The following is an 18,113-nucleotide window of genomic DNA, read 5'->3' as shown; positions in this document are numbered from 1 at the left end:
TTCAAGGGGAGCATAGTGGCAGAAGCAATTCTTACCGGTACTGGTCTGTACACACCACCTTTCTCAATCAGCAATGATGAGCTGGTTGCCAGTTTTAATGCCTGGGTGACTGCGGAAAATGCCCGTAATCAACAGGCTATCGAATCCGGGGACATGCAGCCCCTGCAGGAAAGTAACAGCGCCTTTATCGAGAAAGCCTCCGGTATTCGCAGCCGGTATGTGATGAATAAAGAAGGCATTCTTGATCCTGAGCGCATGGTTCCCCGTCTGCCGGAGCGCAGTAACGAAGAAGCTTCTGTTCAAAGCGAGATGGCAGTTGCTGCTGCCCGTCAGGCGCTGGAAGCGGCCAATCTTGAAGCGTCTGAGCTCGATGCTGTGATTGTCGCCTGTTCCAATATGCAGCGTGCCTATCCGGCTGTGGCCGTAGAGGTTCAACAGCTGCTGGGTGCCGGTGGTTTTGCCTTTGATATGAACGTGGCCTGTTCCTCCGCCACCTTCGGTCTGCAAATGGCCTGCGATATGATCAAGTCCGGCAGTGCCCGCCGGGTGCTGATGGTGAATCCTGAAATCTGTACCGGACACCTCAACTTCCGTGATCGGGACAGTCATTTTATCTTTGGTGATGCCTGCACAGCCGCGATTGTTGAGAGTGTGGATGTGGCCAAGGTTACAGGCTGGAAGGTACTTGGTACCAAGCTCTGGACCCAGTTCTCCAACAATATCCGTAATAATGCCGGCTTCCTGAATCGGACGGCGGAAGAGGGTATCGGTCAGCCGGACAAGCTGTTTGTCCAGAATGGTCGCAAGGTCTTCAAAGAGGTTTGCCCGCAGGTGGCCAAACATATCAGCGAGCATCTGTCCGCCTGTGATATCCCGGTCGATGATCTGTCCCGCATGTGGCTGCATCAGGCCAATCTGTCCATGAACCAGTTGGTAGCCCGCAAGGTGCTGGGCCGTGAGCCGGATATCACTGAAGCACCGGTGATTCTGGATGAGTACGCCAACACCAGCTCAGCCGGTTCGGTGATTGCCTTCCATAAATACAGTCAGGATCTGCCATCAGGTAGCAAAGGTGTGCTTTGCTCCTTTGGTGCCGGCTATTCCGTTGGTAGTGTGATTCTGGAAAAACGTTAACTGAGATTCGTCGTTTGTCTTAGAGTGGCATGATGCTGAGCCCCGTCTAGAGTGAACATTAAGTTGACTACAAGACGGGAAGCGAGCTCATGTCACGGACAATGCCACGGATCGGCAGCAATAAAATTCCCCATTCCAAGCTGTTTGCCAGATCGGTTCTGGCGCTGACCATCTCTTCAATTTGTGGTTTCTCCGGTCTTGCTCAGGCAGTTCCTCTGGTGATCAAAAAGCCGGGGCAGAGTAATGATGTTAACTATACCGGGGTTACTGGCGATTCTTCTGCCATCCAACTCAGCAAAAACAATGGCACTTTAGGCATAGGCAAGAAGTGCCATAAGGCAACCAGCACCTGTACCTTTACCAATACGGGGACGATCAGTTCCGGTGGGGCCGATGCGGCTGTGGAAGTGACGGAAGGCGCCTTCTTCTCTCTGGAGAATGACGGGGAGATTGTGAATGCCAACAGTGAAGGGACCGCCATTGTCGTCAAGAGTGGAGCCGGACCTTTTAACCTGAATCACAATGGCATACTCAAAGGCGGGACGGATACCGAAGAGGGGGCAGGCATTGCTCTCGATATGCAGGCGGCCAGTGCGCTGACCCTGACTTCATCTGGCGAGATTCTGGGTGATATTGATTCTGTCGCAGATACGGATACCGACAGTATTTTCTTCACCGGCGGCGAGTTTAACGGGAATACCAATAATATTGAGCAGGTAACCTTCAGCTCCGGCACGACCACGGTTTCCAGCTGGTTTGATATGAGTGAGGACGGGCTAGGCAACGAGAGGTTTGTCAAAGTACTGTCCGGAGCGAGACTGAAGACCGGCGATCTGATCATAGAGGGGGCAAGCTTTACCCTGAATGAAGGTGCCACCCTTGAGCTGGATCTGGATGAAGACAGTCAGGGCACTGAAGGAGAAGCGGTTGTTGATGCAGAAGATGAAACCGTAGATATCAGCCAGGGCACGGTGTTTGTTCTGCCAGCAGCCAGTCACCAGAGTGGCAGCCAAGATTACTACCTGATTCAGGCCGGTACTCTTGAGAAGGACGGCTATACGCTGGAGATCTCCGATCTGTACACTGTCTCCGACAGCATCTCTTCTGGTGGCGATCTTAAGGTGCGTATCGCCAGAACCTCGGAAGAGCCGGAAGATTTCATTACCGGGAATGGTGGTAGTGAAGACGAAGGTAAGGTCTTTGATGAAGTGCTGGATGTGACCACGGATATTATTCAGCAGTACGACGAAGAGCAGGAGGCCGAAGATTCTGACTCGGATTCTGATAACTCCAACTCTGGCAGCGACAATTCCGGCTCAAACTCCACCGGAGGATTGACCCCGGAAGAGAAGAAAGAAAGACGAGATGATGCGGTTATCTTGCGGGATATTGTTTTGCGTCAGCCGGATGCGCCGTCTTCCGTGAATCTTGCTGGTGAATTTCAGCCTACGGTCAATGGTGCAGATATTGACCTTGCTCAGGATTTTGAAAAGGGTGCCACTTCTCTGGTTGCCCAGCGCCTGGATGATGTGGAGTCTGGTATTAATGCCGGTTCCACCATGGCTTCCCGGTCGTTCTGGATGCAGGTTCTTTACAATGAAGGGCGTCAGAAAGATCAAACCTACCGGGGCGAAACCATCCGGGGGTATAGAAGTCGTCTATCCGGGCTGACCCTGGGATTGGATACCGACGTTGGCCACAACTGGGTGGTGGGGGCTGCGCTCTCTGCCGGAAGAGGCTCGGTCGATAAGAATGGCGTGAAAGATAATACCGATATCGATGCCTACCTGGGAACGCTCTATGCCCGGTGGCAGATAGATAGCCGGACCAGTATGGATATTTTTGCTAACTATGGAGTTAACAAAAATGACCGAACCCGTTACTTCGATAACATCAACGGCACGCTGGACCCTGCCAAAGCCAGCTATGACTCCCACCAATACGGCCTGAAAGCCATGTTGAGGTGGAACTGGATCGCCGGGAAATGGCTGATTACCCCGGTTGTGGGCATGCACTACGGTCGCTTTAACGTTGATGCTTATACCGAAAAGGAATCGCCAGCGGCACTGACTGCGGAAAAGCAGAAGTACAAGGTGGCGGAAGTCGGTGCCGGGGTTGGCTTCAGCCGAACTTTCCAAGGCTCGTATGGTCAGATTACCCCAGAAGTTCAAGTGATGGGGTGGCATGATTTTGCCGCAGATGCCGTTGAGGTGACCTCACGACTTGTCCTGGGTGGTGATGCCTTTGTCGCCCGCGGAGCAGACCCTGAACGCACGACCTGGAATGCCAGTGCCGGCCTGACCTGGAATCGTGATGAGCGTCTGGAACTCTCCGGCGGCTATGAGCGCAACTGGCGCAGCGGATACCACTCGGACTCTGTCTTTGCCCGGTTGGAGTATCGCTTCTAGTTGTCTGCGGGATTTTCCCAAGCACAAAAAAGCGGCTTTGGCCGCTTTTTTGTTGCCAGAGGATTGGGAGCAGATATGACTATTCGCCAGAACAATAAAGCTATTGTGTGGTTCGCGCTGCTCTCGGCAGTGATCAGCTTCGGTGCTGTTGCTGACCCGACGATTCCCCTGCGCCCTGCCAGCCTGAAAATTAACAGTCGCCCGCAAGAGCAGCCATTTGTTGGCTGGCGCCTGCCCGTGGTACTCAAAGAGTCCATGGTAGGGCTGGATGGGAATAAAGGTACGATTGAGTTGGATAGTGGCGGTGATGCCTTTTTCGGTAATGAGTGTATGTACTCTTACATTAATTATATGGACGTTTGCGAGCTGCAAAACAGCCATATTCAGCTGTCGGGCAAAGCCGATGCTGCGATTGTCGTGAATGACCGGGCCAGTTGGCGAATCATGAATGAGCCGAACGGCATTATTTCCAGCCAGAGCAACAGTACGGAAGAGATGGTTCCTGAAGATTGTCAGCATCAGTCTGGCGATGCCTGCCGCAGGGTCGCTATCAGGGTGATGCCCGGCTATGGCTTCTCCATTATTGATAACGCCGGTACGATCACAACACCCAAACTGCAGGCGTCACAGCTGTTGTCTGAGTCCGGTGGCAAGCGTCGAAATCCTTATGTTGGTACGGCGATCAAGGTGCATAACCGGGTCTCTCTGCCCTGGAGTCCGATGAGCACCACCGCACTGGCACTGCGTAACACTGGCGAGATCAGTGCTGGAACGCTTCTGGATTTTCGCTCTCCCGAATATCTGAAAATTGTAAATCGTGGAGTGCTTCGCGGTGATATCGTGCTGAATCCTGAGCACAAAGGCAGCGTGATGATTCTCAATGAACGTGCGGTGGTCGTTGGGCGTATCAGCCATCTGCACAGGATGGTGATCGATAATACAGAGCGTAATAAAACTCTGAGCGAGAGTGATCCGGAGCGCCGGCTGGTCACGCTTTCCGGGCAAATCAGCTTTGCCGAAGTGCAGGATAAGCCCACGGGGTTGGATATCCGTCCGTATTCCGATGTGATGTTTGCCGGGGTGAAGATTGAGCACAGCGATATTAACCTTGAGCCCGGAAGCCGTCTTTATTTTCCCCTGATGCACTATGATGCTGTGTCCGGTGAGCCACTTCTGGATCTGCCGGATCATCAGATAACCGTCAAGGGTGCTAATGTTTATCTGATATTGGATGGACTCGATTTGGGGACGGACAGGGAAATCAACCTGATCTCTGCAGACAAAGTGACCATGCCATCTCTGGATATTGTACCGGTGGGCGAAAATGCCGATAAATTCCAGGTAGTCAGAGTCAAGAACGAGAACAGTCTGAAAGTCAGGATTCAGCCCCGGTAGCGTGACCTTCGTTCAATGTGTACCTGATTCCCGGTGCTGGATCTTGCCCTGGTGAGGATTCCATGAATAACACCCCCAGAATGTGGATCGCGGTTATCTCCCTGCTTTTTGGTCTTGCTTCACCTGTGGCCTTGGCCAGTGAAGAGTGGGAGATGTTTGAAAATGGTGATGGTGCTCAGGAAAATCCGGGTTACCTCCCGGATGACCCTTCCGATCCGGATCGAAACCAGACCGATTCTGATGATCCCGAGGCCGATGATCGTGATAGTGCGTCACAGTTTCGGGATAATTACGAACCTGAGTATGACGCTAATGGTGAGCCGGTAGTCCCCGAATCCGGTGAGCCGGACGATGGCCAGCCAGCCCGAAGACCAGACCGAATTCCCCGACCTCAACTTGATCAGGACTCTCCTTATGAAGAAGGTGAAGAGGATATTGAGTATCAGAATGAAACCGGGGAGTACGACGACGGTTATGACGATGACTACCGGCGTGAAGAGCGGGATGATGACGAAGTCGAGGAAAATGAAGAAGAGCCGGATTACGGCGGTGATGAAGACGCTTACCAACCCTATGACGATTACGATCCCTACGGTGAGCCAGATTACGACGATGCCGAAGGCTACGACGATAATGCCACGGACTATGACTACGATCAGGGCTATTACCAATAACTACCAACAACTATGAATAGTTCAGCAGCAGCTGTTTGGTATGGTCATTATTTTGTAATAACTGCCCTGTAAAGTTTCAATTGTGTCAGCGATGACGCAAAAGTTGTTTTGACAGTTTCTGCTCTTACTTAACCGCCATTCCCCCGGCGGTTTTTTTTGTCTGAAATCAGCCTGTTGTTGAAATTTCCTCGAACAGGCGGCCGGGGTTTGACGAACCAATCGCTTCTGCCTTAACTGGATATTAATGCGTCTGTTCCGGACGTTTCGTTTGATTACGATCTCTTCTCTGGCAGCTGTTTGACCCGAAAGAGTCATTGCTTACATGGATGGTTGGCAATATGGGTGATTCAAGCCGGATTCTGGTGATTGAGGATGATCAGCACCAGCGACAGCAACTCCGCACAATTCTCGAATTTCTTGGCCATGATATTGTGCTTTCCGGCGCAGGTGGCTGGGAAACACGTATAACCGTTGCGCCAAAAGAGTGTCTGGCCGTGATTGTGGGCCGCTCACCGCGCACTCTGGATATTCTAAAGCAACTCAATCGCCACTGCCCGGCTCTGCCCATTCTTATTAATGGTGCGTTCAGCCGTGTCGGTCTGCAGGGCAGCCTGCGCCGCCAGGTGGTGGGCGAGCTGGAGCATCCGCTGTCTTACAGTCAGATTGTTGATGCCCTCCACATGGTGCAGGTCTATCGCATTCACTGCCGTCAGGGGCAGGTTCTGGCCGGTCATCATGATGCTCAGTTGTTCCGTAATTTGGTTGGTAATAGTCGTGCAATTCGTCATGTGCGGGCTCTGATGGCCCAGGTGATGGATAAAGACGTCAACGTGCTGATTACCGGTGAGTCCGGCACTGGCAAGGAAGTTGTTGCCTGCAATTTGCATGAGCACTCTTCCCGTAAGGAGCAGCCGTTCGTGCCGGTCAATTGTGGTGCCATTCCTCCTGATCTTTTGGAAAGTGAACTGTTTGGTCATGAAAAGGGTGCGTTTACTGGTGCGATTGCCTCTCGCAAAGGTCGCTTTGAACTGGCGGAAGGCGGCACCCTGTTCCTGGATGAGATAGGCGATATGCCACTGTCTATGCAGGTGAAGCTGCTGCGGGTTCTGCAGGAGAAAAAATTCGAGCGGGTTGGCGGAACCCAGTCCATTGATACCGATGTGCGCATTATTGCCGCCACCCATTGTGATCTTGAGAAGATGGTGGCCGAAGGCAAGTTCCGGGAAGATCTCTATTACCGGTTGAATGTCTTCCCGATTGAAACACCGTCACTGCGTCAGCGTGCCGAAGATACGCCGCTGATTCTAAACGATCTGATTAACCGGATGGAGCGTGAGCAGCGTGGTTCAGTGCGCTTTAGCTCTTCTGCCATTTTGTGCCTGTGTCGTTACGAATGGCCAGGGAATGTGCGGGAGCTGGCCAATCTGGTGGAACGTCTGGCGATTATGTACCCGATGGGTGTGATTGGTCTGGATGAGCTGCCTAATCGTTTCCGTAAAGGTATCGGGCAGGGCGATGAATCCGGTGTGGCAGAAATGTTCCCGACTACAATTCAGCCTTCCGGTATGGGCGGGTTGGATGAGCTGGCGGTGCTGCCGGTGAATGGCCTGAACCTGAAAGAGTTTCTGGCGGATCTTGAGCGAAAGCTGATTCGTCAGGCGCTGGACGACTGCAGTAATGTGGTTGCCAGAGCAGCAGACAAACTGCAGGTTCGTCGGACCACGCTGGTGGAAAAAATGCGCAAGTATGGTCTGAACCGCTATGAGCAAATGGATAACTCCTCTTCTTAAACTCTTCCTGCTGTGTGGCTCATCGCTGGTGTTTGCCGGTGAGCCTGCAGCGGAACCTCTGACCGAACCTGAAACCGGAACCGGATTTATGGATCTGGCCCGGGTTCTGTTGTCCTTTCTTGCGGTTATTGCCCTGCTGTTTGCCTGTGCCTGGTGGTTGAAGCGCTGGCAGCCGGGTATGGCTCCGGGAAGAGGTGGTATGGAAGTGAAGTCTGTACTGTCTCTCGGTGGACGTGATCGTGTCGTGATTGTTCAGGCGGGAGAGCGGCAATTGTTGCTGGGGGTTTCTCCGGGGAAAATTGTTCTGCTGGGGGATTATGATCAGCTGATCGGTGACCCGGAACCTTCCGAATCTGCCGCTGCCCGTTTCAGCCAGCTGCTGAAACGGTAGCTGGCTACCTTCCTTCTTTTCTTGCTTCTTATTCTTTTTCTACAAAGCTTTTCAGGATATAACGATCCGTATCGCTGAGCTTCTTATAGGCCCAGGCCTGATCAGCTTTGCTACCGGATTCCAGTCTATTGGCAGCAGGTTTCAAAACCTTGTTGGCAAACTTCTTACCTAGCGTTCCGAAGTTACCGGCAGCTTTATCAATGGTGTTGTCACTCTGCTCGTGGAACTGTGCCTTGTAATAGTGGTATTTCAACGACACAAAAGGCATGGCCACGGCGACGGCCATTTTCCGAAAGCCACGCAGCAAACGATTGGCTTCCTCTTCCTCCTGTCGAGTCTGCTTCTGTAGAGAGCTTTCTGGCGTTAGTCGGGTTACGGCTTTATCCAGCTTGCGAACAGCGCGTTTTCCCGAGTTAAAGTTGGCGGTCGCAGTAATATTGACCGCTTCTTTCATGCCGGTCAGGCTTAATCCGCTTCGCAGTAATTTCCCGATACTAATGCTCATATCAACAGAACCTGGTTGTTCACCTGTTCTATAGGTATCTGCGTTTTCTGCCGTTCATTGACTGTTCCTTTTTTATCCTGATTTAGCGCTTATTTAAGTAACGGAAACTTGTCGTTTAGGTGGTGCTGTTTCCTGGGTAAAGAAATAAACGTCAATAACCGGTGAATATGTTTTCTTCCTCAAATCGAAGGTGAAAACCTGTTTACGCCAGATGGCTGACGGCAGAGTTTTGACCCGTCAAGAAACAGATGAAAAATGCATTTTTAATGTGCTTATAAGAGACAGTAGTCGTAAGAATGCGCGGAAGAAAAGTACTTTATAAATAAGGGGTTATTGATAAAAAGGCTTTTTTTTAAGCCGATGTTCCAGATTGGCACGGTCACTGCAATAACTAATGCAGCGCTAAGGATGGCGCTCTTTTAAACCTCATTGCATGAGCCATAACGGACTATGGAATCAAAACCTGCACGCGTCATTGCCATTGCCAGTGGTAAGGGCGGAGTTGGAAAAAGCTTTCTGACTCTTAATCTCGGCGAAGCCCTGACCCGGATGGGAAAACGGGTCGCTATTCTCGATGCTGATTTTGGCCTGGCCAATATTGAGCTACTGGCTGGCTCTGAGCCAGACAGGACGATCTCCGATGTACTGCTGGGAACCTGCTCCATCCAGGAAACCTTTATAGAGACGCCGGATGGCCTGCGCATTATCCCGGGTTGCCGCAGTAACCCTGATATTGCCGAGCTGAGTGTTCAGCATATCTCTGGATTGATTCATGCCGTTGATGAGCTGGCCGGGGAGATTGATTACCTGTTGATCGATACCTCTGGTGGCCTGTCGCCAACGGATCTGCATCTGATTCGGGCAGCCGGTGAAGTGCTGGTGGTGGTGACTCCCGATCCGATGGCCCAGGCCGATGCAGCGGATTATATCAGTGCTCTGCGCAGCAGTTGTGGTATTCAGCATTTTGGTGTGTTGACCAATATGACCCGCCGTCAGCGTGAAGGACACACCTTGATGGAAGCCCTTCAGGAACGTCTGGGTTTTGATCAGGATCTGGTGCTCCGCCATTGTGGACAGGTGCCGTATGACCAGGAAATGGCACGGCAGAGTGACTGTTCACAAACCTTGTTCAGCGACCGGGAAGACTCCCGCACCGCTCGCTCTCTGCAAATGCTTGCAGAAACCCTTAACAGACGAAGGATTGGCTATCCCGCACCGGGAGGTATGGCCTTTTTTCTCGAACAGACTGTTAGTGCAGGAGGGATTTAAGCATGGAAGCCCTTGTACAGAACGCCAGTGATAGCAGTAACGACAGTAATAAAAAACAACAGCAGCTCTATCTCTACCAGGTAGAGATGGTGGAGAAGCATTCCGGGCTGGTCAAACGAATTGCCCGACACCTGTCGGCCAGAATGCCAGCCAGCGTGCAGGTGGATGATCTGGTTCAGGCCGGAATGGTTGGCCTGCTGGAAGCAGCTGGTAAATATGATGCTTCCAAAGGTGCCAGCTTTGAAACCTTTGCCGGTATCCGTATTCGTGGTGCGATGCTGGATGAGATTCGTCGGGGCGATTGGGGACCACGTTCGGTCTATCGAAATTCCCGCCGGGTGAATGAAGCGATTCAGATCGTAGAGGCCAGAGTCGGTCGGGATGCCAGAGACGCTGAGGTAGCGGCCGAGCTGAATGTCACGCTGGATGAATACTTCAATATGGTCAAGGATCTTAAAGGCTGTCGTCTGTTCAGCTTTGAGGATATGTTCGACAGTGAAGAGTCCCGCCTGCAGCGTAGTGGTGAGGGTGACCGTCCGGACGCCGACTTACAGGATGAAAAATTCCGCAATGCCTTGCTCAATGCGATCAAAACTCTGCCGGAACGTGAGCAGCTGGTACTGACACTTTATTACGATAAAGAGCTGAACCTGAAAGAGATTGGCAAGCTGCTGGGGGTCAGTGAGTCTCGTGTCAGTCAGATTCACAGTCAGGCGGCTTTGCGTCTTCGTGGACGTCTGCAGAGCTGGAAGTAAACGACCGGAGAGTGTGATGAACAATATCTGTCGTTTGCTTGCTGTGCTGTCGATCTGCTGTGGCCTGACTTTAAAAGTGCAGGCTACAGAAGCTCCACAGGACATAGACGGTGCTGTCACCGTCACAACCGCTGAAGCTCAAATCCTCTATGAGCAGGGCGCCATGTTTATCGACGTACGCCGTCGTGAAAAGTGGAACTGGGGGCACATTGTTGGAGCGCGCCACTTTGGGTTGCGCTCAACCTTCAAGCTGTTGCGGCATGAGGGATTTGTTGAGCGCAGCCAGCCGATAGTGCTGTATAGTGATGGCCCTCACACCATGCGCGGCGCATTAGGAGTATTTATGGCCAGAGCCTGGGGGTACACCCATGTGTACTACTACCGGGATGGCTATTTCTCCTGGCTGGCGCAAGATCTGCCGGTGCAGTTTCGTGACCAGCCTGAGCGTGCTCCGATTCTCAGCAGCCATCTTCCGTAAACCTTCCCTGCGGTGCGGTATTCACCAATGCCATGACCCGTGGCAGTTTTGTCACGGCGTAACACGTCTTTCTACATACAAAAGTGATTGAAACCGTAATATAGTACCCGTGATTTTTAACTGGTCTGGAATAACGGTTTGTCGCAAAACCCTGGTCTGTCTGTCTCCGAATTAACCTGTGAACGGGATGAGCGTTGTCTGTTTCGTTCGCTGGCCTTCTCCCTCAATAGCGGTGAAATTCTTCAGATCACCGGTCCCAACGGTTCAGGTAAAACCACATTAATGCGCGTGGTTGCCGGGCTGTCGCTGGATTTTACCGGTGAGGTGTTCTGGCGCGGGCAGCCTGTGGCCGATGTGCGCCCTGAATTTCATGCCGCACTTCTCTATATGGGCCACCTGCTGGGTGTGAAATCCACTATGACCGCCGAGGAGAATCTGCGCTGGGCCATGGGCCTGCACCGTAATGATCTGAGCCGTGAGGAAATCTGGTCGGCACTGGAAAAGGTCAAACTGGCAGGGTTTGAAGATATTCCCTGTTATCAGCTCTCTGCCGGTCAGAACCGCCGTGTGGCTCTGGCCCGCCTGTTTTTGGCCCGTCAGCCCCTCTGGATTCTGGATGAACCCTTCACTGCTATTGATAAGCAGGGCGTCGCTGAACTCGAGCAACTCTTGGTTGACCATGCAAAGAGTGGTGGCATGGTGATGATGACCACTCACCATGAAATGTCTCTCAATTATGATGGCTTCCATCAGCTGGTACTGGGAGGTGGAGTATGAGTCTCTCGGCCGGGCTGGGCGTTATTCTCAAGCGTGATTTGCAACTGGCATTTCGTAACCGGGGTGACCTGATTAACCCGCTGGTGTTTTTCCTGCTGGTGGCCTCTCTGTTTCCTCTCGGCGTCGGCCCGTCTTCAGATGTGCTGCTGATTATGGGTGGTGGCGTGGTCTGGGTGTCGGCGCTGCTGGCCAATCTGCTGGCGATGGACAGTCTGTTCCGCTCGGATTACGAAGACGGCTCGCTGGAACAATTAATGTTAAGTCCCACACCCTTGTGGATGGTGGCGATGACCAAGGTGCTGGCCCACTGGCTGGTCACTGGCCTTCCTATTACTTTGCTGGCACCGGTGATTGCGGTCATGTTTGGTTTGCCTTCCCAGGCTTTGCCTGCCGTGGTGATGACTCTGCTGCTGGGTACCCCGATGCTGAGCCTGATCGGTGCCATTGGTGCCGGTCTGACCGTTGGGTTGCGCAAGGGCGGCATCCTGCTTTCACTGCTGACACTTCCCCTCTATATTCCGGTGTTGATTCTGGGGACGGGGGCGATAGACGCGGCGGTTAATGAACTGCCCTGGCATGCCCATTTGATGTGGCAGGGGGTGCTGGTGGTGCTCGGCGTGACGTTTGCACCGCTGGCGATTGGAGCCTCATTACGGGTGAGTGTCAGCGGATGATGGCGGGTTTGATCGAAGTCAATGAGATAATTCTTAGGGTTTATACCTATTGGTTCTGTCTGGACTCAAAAGCGTAAAACTTTAGAATAGCGAAAAATACTTAGCAGGGGTAAGCGGGCCAGTAATGAAGTGGACTTATTTTCACCGCATGGCATCACCGAAATGGTTTTATGATTTCAGTGGCAAAATTTTGCCCTGGGTGGGCGTGCTCGCGCTGGTCCTGGTTGCTGGCGGTCTGACCTGGGGATTATTGTTCACCCAGCCGGATTATCTACAGGGCAACAGCTACCGGATTATTTTCCTGCACGTGCCTTCTGCTTCACTGGCGATGACGGTTTATGTCGGGCTTGCGGTCGCTGCCAGCATCGGTTTTATCTGGAAAATCAAACTGGCCGATATGGCGGTAAGCTGTCTGGCGCCGATTGGTGCGTCCTTCTGTGCCCTCGCTTTGGTGACCGGTGCCATCTGGGGTAAGCCGACCTGGGGAACCTGGTGGGTGTGGGATGCGCGCCTGACTTCCATGCTGATCCTGCTGTTCCTGTATTTTGGTTTGATTGCCCTCCGCGAAGCGTTCGACAGCCGGGAGACTGCATCCCGGGCCTGTGCCATTCTGGCCATGGTTGGTGTGGTTAATATTCCCATCATCAAATACTCCGTGGAGTGGTGGAACACCCTGCATCAGGGCTCAACCATCCGTATTACCGAAGAATCCACCATGGCAATGGAGATGCTGATTCCATTGCTGATGTCCATTGCCGGCTTTTATCTGTTCTGCCTGTTTGTTTTCCTGCTACGTATCCGGGCGGAGATTCTTAGCCGTGAACAGCGTACCAAGTGGGTACGCCATCTTCTGGGGGCGAATTCCTGAATGTATTTTGAAGACCTGAATGCTCTGATCTCCATGGATGGCCACGGTCCGTACGTCTGGGCGTGTTATGGGCTGGGGATGATAGTTCTTGCCTGGAACCTGCTGACACCTTTGCGCCAGAACCGTGCTGTGGCGGCTGATATCCAGCGCCGGGCACGCCGAGAGCGCGTGCAGCAGAGTAAGCAATAAGAGGTGCATAAAGAATGAAAGCAGTCCGTAAACAGCGCCTGATGTTGCTGGTATTTGTATTGTGTGGGGTGGGTATTGCCATTGGTCTTGCACTGACCGCCCTGCAGGAAAATATTAATCTTTATTATTCCCCGGCGCAGATGCAGTCCGGAGAAGCCCCGGTTGGCAAGCGAATTCGTGGTGGTGGCCTGGTTGTGGCCGGAACCGTGAAGCGTGATCCGAACAGCCTGCTGGTGCACTTTGATATCACTGACGGCGAAGGTATGGCCACCGTTCAATATGATGGCATCCTCCCCGATCTGTTCCGTGAAGGGCAGGGCGTTGTCGCGCTGGGTGAGCTGAACAAGAATGGCGTGTTTGTCGCCTCCGAAGTGCTGGCCAAGCACGATGAAAACTATATGCCGCCGGAAGTTCAGGATGCTTTGGATAAGGCCCATCCGGGTGGTACCCCAGGCTATGAAAAGAAAGAGGGTGGTTACTCTTACCCTCAGGCGACAGGTGAGGGTAGCTGATGATTCCTGAACTTGGTCAGGTTGCCCTGATAATCTCCCTGTGTCTGGCGATTCTGCTGGGCACGCTTCCACTGATCGGTACCTATACCGGACACCGGGGCTGGCAGGCTCTGGCCAAGCCGCTTGCGGCCGGTCAGTTTGTCTTTATCCTGCTGTCTTATCTGGTGCTGACCCACGCATTTGTTGTTGATGATTTCTCTGTCGCCTACGTGGCGAATAACTCCAACAGTCAGCTGCCAATACAATACAAGATCAGCGCCGTCTGGGGAGCGCACGAAGGCTCCCTGCTGCTTTGGGCTTTGACTCTGTGTAGCTGGACGCTGGCGGTCGCCATTTTCTCCCGCGGTCTACCACGGATTGTGGTTGCCCGGGTGCTGTCGGTCATGGGTTTGATCAGCATTGGTTTCCTGCTGTTCACCCTGCTGACGTCCAACCCTTTTGAGCGCATTTTGCCTTATGCGCCGACTGATGGCAGCGACTTGAATCCGCTGCTGCAGGACTTTGGCCTGATTGTTCATCCACCCATGCTGTACATGGGTTATGTTGGTTTTTCTGTGGCCTTTGCATTCGCGATTGCGGCGCTGCTGGGTGGACGTCTTGACGCAGCCTGGGCTCGCTGGAGCCGACCTTGGACCATTGTCGCCTGGGTGTTCCTGACCCTGGGTATCGCGCTGGGCAGCTGGTGGGCTTATTACGAGCTGGGCTGGGGCGGCTGGTGGTTCTGGGATCCGGTCGAGAATGCTTCCTTTATGCCATGGCTGGTGGGCACGGCACTGATGCATTCCCTCGCAGTCTCTGAAAAGCGTGGTCTGTTCAAGAGTTGGACAGTGCTGTTGGCTATCAGTGCTTTCTCCCTGAGTTTGCTGGGTACCTTCCTGGTCCGTTCCGGGGTTCTGACATCGGTACACTCGTTTGCTGCTGATCCGGCACGAGGCGCATTTATTCTGGCCTTCCTGATTGTTGTGGTAGGAGCCTCTCTGCTGCTGTTTGCTTTGCGTGCCCCGGTGGTGAAAAGTGAGCGCGGCTTTGGCGGTCTGTCTCTGGAAGTCTTCCTGCTGATCAATAACGTGATCCTGGTTGCCGCCTGCGCGATGGTGCTGCTGGGTACCCTTTATCCGTTGTTTATCGATGCGCTGGGCATGGGCAAGATCTCGGTGGGCCCGCCGTTCTTCAATGCTTCCTTTGTACCGATGAGTTTGCTGCTGGCGCTGGCCCTGGGTGTTGGTGTCGTGGCGCGCTGGAAGACAGGTGCCGCAGAATATCTGGTTCAACAGCTGCGTTGGGTTGCCCTGGTGTCTGTCGCCGGTGGTCTGGTGATGTCGTTTATTTACAGCGATGGATTCCAGCCACGTGTCTTTATTGTTATGGCGCTGGTGTTCTGGGTCGTTCTGGCTTCTGCGAAAGCTATTTTGAACCGCTGTAAGAACAAGGCTTCTCTGGTTGAAGGTCTGAAGATGATTCCCCGTAATGTCTGGGGTATGCATCTGGCCCATATCGGTCTGGCAGTGACCATGGTCGGCGTGCTGATGGTGTCCCTGTACAGCGTAGAAAAAGATCTGCGTATGGCACCGGGTGATCGTATCGCACTGCAAGGCTATGAGTTTGTCTTTGCCGGTGTCGAGAAGCAGCGCGGCCCTAACTACATGTCCGACTACGGTACGCTGACGGTTTATCAGGATGGTCGTCAAATCGCCACGCTGCATCCGGAAAAGCGGGCCTATAACGTTGCCGGCTCGGTCATGACAGACGCTGCCATCGATCCCGGCCTTTTCCGTGATCTGTATGCGGCACTGGGTGAGAATCTCGGCAATGGTGCCTGGGCTGTACGGATTCAGATTAAGGCGTTTGTTCGCTGGATCTGGCTGGGCGGTATCTTCATGACGGTTGGTGGTTTGCTGGCGGCCATGGATCGCCGTTACCGCATGCCGGTTCGCCGTCGTAAGACAGCTGCCGTTAATGCTGAACCGGTTGCCGGCTAGGGAGAGTCAGATAATGAAACGTCTATTAATGGTTCTCCCGCTGATTCTGGTTCTTGCTCTGGGCGCTCTGTTCTACGGAAGTCTGGGGCGGGATGAATCGATTCCATCTGCACTGATATCCAAACCCTTCCCGGCCTTTGAACTGCCAGTTCTGGGGCAGGATGGCGAGATGATGACTGAGAAAGACCTGCAGGGTCAGATCTCACTGGTTAATGTCTGGGCGACCTGGTGCCCAACCTGCTATGTCGAGCACCCTTATTTTATGGAGTTGGGCAAGCAGGGCGTAGTGATCTTCGGTATGAACTACAAGGATGACGAGGCCAAGGCTGAGAAGTGGCTGGCTGATCTCGGTGATCCTTATACCACTACTTTTGTCGACAAGGTTGGACGTCTGGGTATTGATCTGGGCGTGCGCGGAGCGCCGGAAACCTTTCTGGTCGATGACAAGGGTGTGATTCGCTACAAGCATGAAGGCGAGCTGAACGAGCGGGTCTGGAAAAATACCTTTCAACCTCTGCTGGCAGAGCTAAAGGTAGAGCACGGAGGCGGACAATAATGCGTTGGTTGTCGTCTTTCTTAAGTGCTGTCGCACTAACGTTTATGGTGGCAGTGCCTTCTCAAGCTGCTATTGATACCTGGACCTTTGAGAACCCGGAGCAGCAGGAACGTTATTACACTCTGGGCAAAGAGCTGCGCTGCCCCAAGTGTGATGGTCAGAGTATTGGTGATTCCAATGCCCCGATTGCCAACGACCTGCGCGGTGTGATCTATGAAAAACTGCAGGCCGGCCAGACCGATGAACAGATTGTTGATTTTATGGTCGATCGCTATGGCGAGTTCGTGCTCTACAAGCCGCGTATGGAGGGTAAGACCCTTTGGCTGTGGCTGGGACCGTTTCTGTTTGTCTTGATTGGTTTTGTTGTGCTGCTGGTGGTGATCAGACGTTCCCGTTCGACCGGGCCTGCTGTTGTCACCGAGCTGAGTGATGAGGAGCGTGAGCGACTGAATCAGCTGCTGGGTAAAGAGCACGGGCGGAGTAAGGAGTCATAATGATGTTTTGGATTGCAGCTGGTGCCCTGATTCTGCTTGCCATTCTGTTTGTCCTGTTGCCGCTGCGGCACTATCAACGTAACCCGCTGGCGGGTGATGAGCTTGATCAGGATGAAATCAATCTTGAGGTTCTCCGTGGTCAGCTGGAAGATCTGGAAGAGCGCAAAAATGCTGGCACAGTGTCCGAGAGTGAATATCCGGTACTCCGCAATGAGCTGGAGCGTCGCCTGCTGGCAGAAGTCGGCACCGATCGGGAACAGAAAGAGCGCAGCAATCGTGCTATCCCGGTAGTCATGGCTGCGTTGATTCCGGTGCTGACCATTGGCCTGTACTTTCAGCTGGGTGGCAGTGATCAGGTGCGTCATCAGGAAGAGATTCGCAAGATCTACACCATGAGCGATGCAGAGCAGGCCGTTTCTGCGCTGGAGTCTGTGGTCAACCAATGGCCTGAAGACTATCAGTCCCGCTATATGCTGGCGGGTACCTATATGAGTCGTGGTGATTATGTCCGGGCGATTGCCGCTTTTGAAGAAGTGGTGCGTCAGACTCGCGGTCAGCAGGCAGAACCTGTCAGCCGTCTTGCGGAAGCGCTTTATATTGCCGGCGGCTCAAAAATGACCGACCGTATTCAGGCCTTGATCAAACAGGCGCTGGCAATCGAACCTGACCACACCACGGCATTGAGCCTGGCCGGTATTGCTGCGTTTGAGGCGAAGGACTATCAGGGCGCGATTCGTGCTTGGGAACGTCTGCTGCCTTTGACGGCTGATCCTGTTGGACGTGATGCACTGATGACCGGTATTCGCACCGCCCGTATGGAAATGGGAATGTCCGGTGAAGCTGCCGATGGTGGTTTGTCCGAATCCCGTGTTTCTGTGCATGTATCGCTGGATAAGGCTCTGGGGGAACTCCCAGCTTCGGCCCGGGTCTTTGTCTATGCGCGTTCAGCGGATGCCCCGATGCCTATCGCGATTGTTCCTCTGTCTGTCGCTGATCTGCCCCGGGATGTTGTGCTGGATGACAGTCAGGTCATGATGGAAGGCACGACTCTGACCAGCCATGAGCAGGTCGATGTAGTCGCCCGCCTCTCTCTGACCGGTGATGTGATGAATCCGGACTTTGAAACCCGCATCAAAAATGTGGAAGTAGGCAGTGACAAGAGTCGTCCGCTGGTGATTTCTGCGGATGATGCCTAACCCCGGCCAGAGGCGCAGACAATCGACCATGACTTCCGGGAGTTGCATTTCGGAAGTCACCCCTGTTTT

At 53.3% G+C, this 18,113-nt stretch carries 19 protein-coding genes; 18 read left to right on the top strand and 1 reads right to left on the bottom strand.

Annotated elements, in window-relative coordinates:
• The first annotated feature begins 15 nt into the window (after positions 1-15).
• From EHSB41UT_RS07050 to fliO, 6 genes are all read left to right on the top strand, one after another.
• Entirely contained in the window at positions 16-1,134 is a 1,119-nt protein-coding gene (locus EHSB41UT_RS07050; RefSeq protein ID WP_087108236.1) for a beta-ketoacyl-ACP synthase III, read from the top strand.
• Positions 1,135-1,223: 89 nt separating this feature from the next.
• Positions 1,224-3,542 (top strand): autotransporter family protein, encoded by a 2,319-nt coding sequence (locus EHSB41UT_RS07045; RefSeq protein WP_087108234.1) that lies wholly within the window; start codon positions 1,224-1,226, stop codon positions 3,540-3,542.
• A 75-nt stretch (positions 3,543-3,617) separates the two neighbouring features.
• Entirely contained in the window at positions 3,618-4,937 is a 1,320-nt protein-coding gene (locus EHSB41UT_RS07040) for a hypothetical protein (protein ID WP_087108232.1), read from the top strand.
• Between the two features lie 62 nt (positions 4,938-4,999).
• The gene (locus EHSB41UT_RS07035) at positions 5,000-5,611 is read left to right on the top strand and encodes a hypothetical protein (protein ID WP_133060425.1); all 612 of its coding nucleotides are present in this window, start codon (positions 5,000-5,002) and stop codon (positions 5,609-5,611) included.
• Between the two features lie 338 nt (positions 5,612-5,949).
• Entirely contained in the window at positions 5,950-7,401 is a 1,452-nt protein-coding gene (locus tag EHSB41UT_RS07030) for a sigma-54 dependent transcriptional regulator (RefSeq protein WP_087108983.1), read from the top strand.
• Positions 7,373-7,792, top strand: coding sequence for a flagellar biosynthetic protein FliO (gene fliO / locus EHSB41UT_RS07025; RefSeq protein ID WP_087108229.1), 420 nt, complete (start codon positions 7,373-7,375; stop codon positions 7,790-7,792). Before EHSB41UT_RS07030 ends, fliO begins: the two co-directional genes overlap by 29 nt.
• Positions 7,793-7,820: 28 nt before the next feature.
• Here the strand turns inward: fliO and EHSB41UT_RS07020 are convergent, their stop codons facing one another.
• Positions 7,821-8,297 carry a hypothetical protein gene (locus EHSB41UT_RS07020; RefSeq protein ID WP_087108228.1) on the bottom strand — a complete coding sequence of 159 codons (477 nt, stop codon included), beginning with the start codon at positions 8,295-8,297 and terminating at the stop codon, positions 7,821-7,823.
• Positions 8,298-8,747: 450 nt separating this feature from the next.
• Between EHSB41UT_RS07020 and EHSB41UT_RS07015 the strand changes: the two genes are divergently transcribed.
• The 12 genes from EHSB41UT_RS07015 to ccmI all read left to right on the top strand — a co-directional run bounded on the left by EHSB41UT_RS07015 (position 8,748) and on the right by ccmI (position 18,044).
• Positions 8,748-9,566: a P-loop NTPase gene (locus EHSB41UT_RS07015; RefSeq protein WP_087108226.1), complete on the top strand. Its 819-nt coding sequence runs from the start codon at positions 8,748-8,750 to the stop codon at positions 9,564-9,566.
• A gap of 86 nt (positions 9,567-9,652) precedes the next feature.
• Positions 9,653-10,321 carry an RNA polymerase sigma factor FliA gene (locus EHSB41UT_RS07010; protein WP_242667271.1) on the top strand — a complete coding sequence of 223 codons (669 nt, stop codon included), beginning with the start codon at positions 9,653-9,655 and terminating at the stop codon, positions 10,319-10,321.
• Positions 10,322-10,337: 16 nt separating this feature from the next.
• Entirely contained in the window at positions 10,338-10,799 is a 462-nt protein-coding gene (locus EHSB41UT_RS07005; protein WP_087108222.1) for a rhodanese-like domain-containing protein, read from the top strand.
• Positions 10,800-10,937: 138 nt separating this feature from the next.
• Positions 10,938-11,576 (top strand): cytochrome c biogenesis heme-transporting ATPase CcmA, encoded by a 639-nt coding sequence (gene ccmA / locus EHSB41UT_RS07000; protein WP_207626584.1) that lies wholly within the window; start codon positions 10,938-10,940, stop codon positions 11,574-11,576.
• Complete coding sequence (gene ccmB, locus EHSB41UT_RS06995) at positions 11,573-12,250, top strand: heme exporter protein CcmB (protein ID WP_087108220.1); 678 nt, start codon at positions 11,573-11,575, stop codon at positions 12,248-12,250. Before ccmA ends, ccmB begins: the two co-directional genes overlap by 4 nt.
• A 124-nt stretch (positions 12,251-12,374) precedes the next feature.
• The gene (locus EHSB41UT_RS06990; protein WP_087108219.1) at positions 12,375-13,118 is read left to right on the top strand and encodes a heme ABC transporter permease; all 744 of its coding nucleotides are present in this window, start codon (positions 12,375-12,377) and stop codon (positions 13,116-13,118) included.
• A complete protein-coding gene (ccmD, locus tag EHSB41UT_RS06985; protein ID WP_087108217.1) occupies positions 13,119-13,307 on the top strand; it encodes a heme exporter protein CcmD in 189 nt (62 codons plus the stop codon). It begins immediately after the preceding gene.
• 14 nt (positions 13,308-13,321) lie between these two features.
• Entirely contained in the window at positions 13,322-13,819 is a 498-nt protein-coding gene (gene ccmE, locus EHSB41UT_RS06980; protein ID WP_087108215.1) for a cytochrome c maturation protein CcmE, read from the top strand.
• Complete coding sequence (locus EHSB41UT_RS06975; protein WP_087108213.1) at positions 13,819-15,798, top strand: heme lyase CcmF/NrfE family subunit; 1,980 nt, start codon at positions 13,819-13,821, stop codon at positions 15,796-15,798. The genes ccmE and EHSB41UT_RS06975 overlap by 1 nt, the downstream gene beginning before the upstream one ends.
• A gap of 13 nt (positions 15,799-15,811) precedes the next feature.
• A complete protein-coding gene (locus EHSB41UT_RS06970; RefSeq protein ID WP_087108211.1) occupies positions 15,812-16,354 on the top strand; it encodes a DsbE family thiol:disulfide interchange protein in 543 nt (180 codons plus the stop codon).
• Complete coding sequence (locus tag EHSB41UT_RS06965) at positions 16,354-16,848, top strand: cytochrome c-type biogenesis protein (RefSeq protein ID WP_087108209.1); 495 nt, start codon at positions 16,354-16,356, stop codon at positions 16,846-16,848. The genes EHSB41UT_RS06970 and EHSB41UT_RS06965 overlap by 1 nt, the downstream gene beginning before the upstream one ends.
• Positions 16,848-18,044 (top strand): c-type cytochrome biogenesis protein CcmI, encoded by a 1,197-nt coding sequence (gene ccmI / locus EHSB41UT_RS06960; protein WP_087108207.1) that lies wholly within the window; start codon positions 16,848-16,850, stop codon positions 18,042-18,044. Before EHSB41UT_RS06965 ends, ccmI begins: the two co-directional genes overlap by 1 nt.
• Positions 18,045-18,113: the final 69 nt, after the last annotated feature.

Origin of the sequence: Parendozoicomonas haliclonae, from assembly GCF_900174585.1 — a bacterium.
In the GTDB taxonomy this organism is placed as follows: domain Bacteria; phylum Pseudomonadota; class Gammaproteobacteria; order Pseudomonadales; family Endozoicomonadaceae; genus Sansalvadorimonas; species Sansalvadorimonas haliclonae.
The sequence above is the reverse complement of the archived record's forward strand: the minus strand, read 5'-3'. Positions and strand labels throughout refer to the sequence as shown.

Bases quoted from the DNA above. Each gene is read 5' to 3' on its own strand.
- EHSB41UT_RS07045 (WP_087108234.1), top strand. From the start codon at position 1,224: ATGTCACGGACAATGCCACGGATCGGCAGCAATAAAATTCCCCATTCC.
- EHSB41UT_RS07040 (WP_087108232.1), top strand. From the start codon at position 3,618: ATGACTATTCGCCAGAACAATAAAGCTATTGTGTGGTTCGCGCTGCTC.
- EHSB41UT_RS07035 (WP_133060425.1), top strand. From the start codon at position 5,000: ATGAATAACACCCCCAGAATGTGGATCGCGGTTATCTCCCTGCTTTTT.
- EHSB41UT_RS07030 (WP_087108983.1), top strand. From the start codon at position 5,950: ATGGGTGATTCAAGCCGGATTCTGGTGATTGAGGATGATCAGCACCAG.
- fliO (WP_087108229.1), top strand. From the start codon at position 7,373: ATGAGCAAATGGATAACTCCTCTTCTTAAACTCTTCCTGCTGTGTGGC.
- EHSB41UT_RS07020 (WP_087108228.1), bottom strand. From the start codon at position 8,297: ATGAGCATTAGTATCGGGAAATTACTGCGAAGCGGATTAAGCCTGACC.
- EHSB41UT_RS07015 (WP_087108226.1), top strand. From the start codon at position 8,748: ATGGAATCAAAACCTGCACGCGTCATTGCCATTGCCAGTGGTAAGGGC.
- EHSB41UT_RS07010 (WP_242667271.1), top strand. From the start codon at position 9,653: ATGGTGGAGAAGCATTCCGGGCTGGTCAAACGAATTGCCCGACACCTG.
- EHSB41UT_RS07005 (WP_087108222.1), top strand. From the start codon at position 10,338: ATGAACAATATCTGTCGTTTGCTTGCTGTGCTGTCGATCTGCTGTGGC.
- ccmB (WP_087108220.1), top strand. From the start codon at position 11,573: ATGAGTCTCTCGGCCGGGCTGGGCGTTATTCTCAAGCGTGATTTGCAA.
- EHSB41UT_RS06990 (WP_087108219.1), top strand. From the start codon at position 12,375: ATGAAGTGGACTTATTTTCACCGCATGGCATCACCGAAATGGTTTTAT.
- ccmD (WP_087108217.1), top strand. From the start codon at position 13,119: ATGTATTTTGAAGACCTGAATGCTCTGATCTCCATGGATGGCCACGGT.
- ccmE (WP_087108215.1), top strand. From the start codon at position 13,322: ATGAAAGCAGTCCGTAAACAGCGCCTGATGTTGCTGGTATTTGTATTG.
- EHSB41UT_RS06975 (WP_087108213.1), top strand. From the start codon at position 13,819: ATGATTCCTGAACTTGGTCAGGTTGCCCTGATAATCTCCCTGTGTCTG.
- EHSB41UT_RS06970 (WP_087108211.1), top strand. From the start codon at position 15,812: ATGAAACGTCTATTAATGGTTCTCCCGCTGATTCTGGTTCTTGCTCTG.
- EHSB41UT_RS06965 (WP_087108209.1), top strand. From the start codon at position 16,354: ATGCGTTGGTTGTCGTCTTTCTTAAGTGCTGTCGCACTAACGTTTATG.
- ccmI (WP_087108207.1), top strand. From the start codon at position 16,848: ATGATGTTTTGGATTGCAGCTGGTGCCCTGATTCTGCTTGCCATTCTG.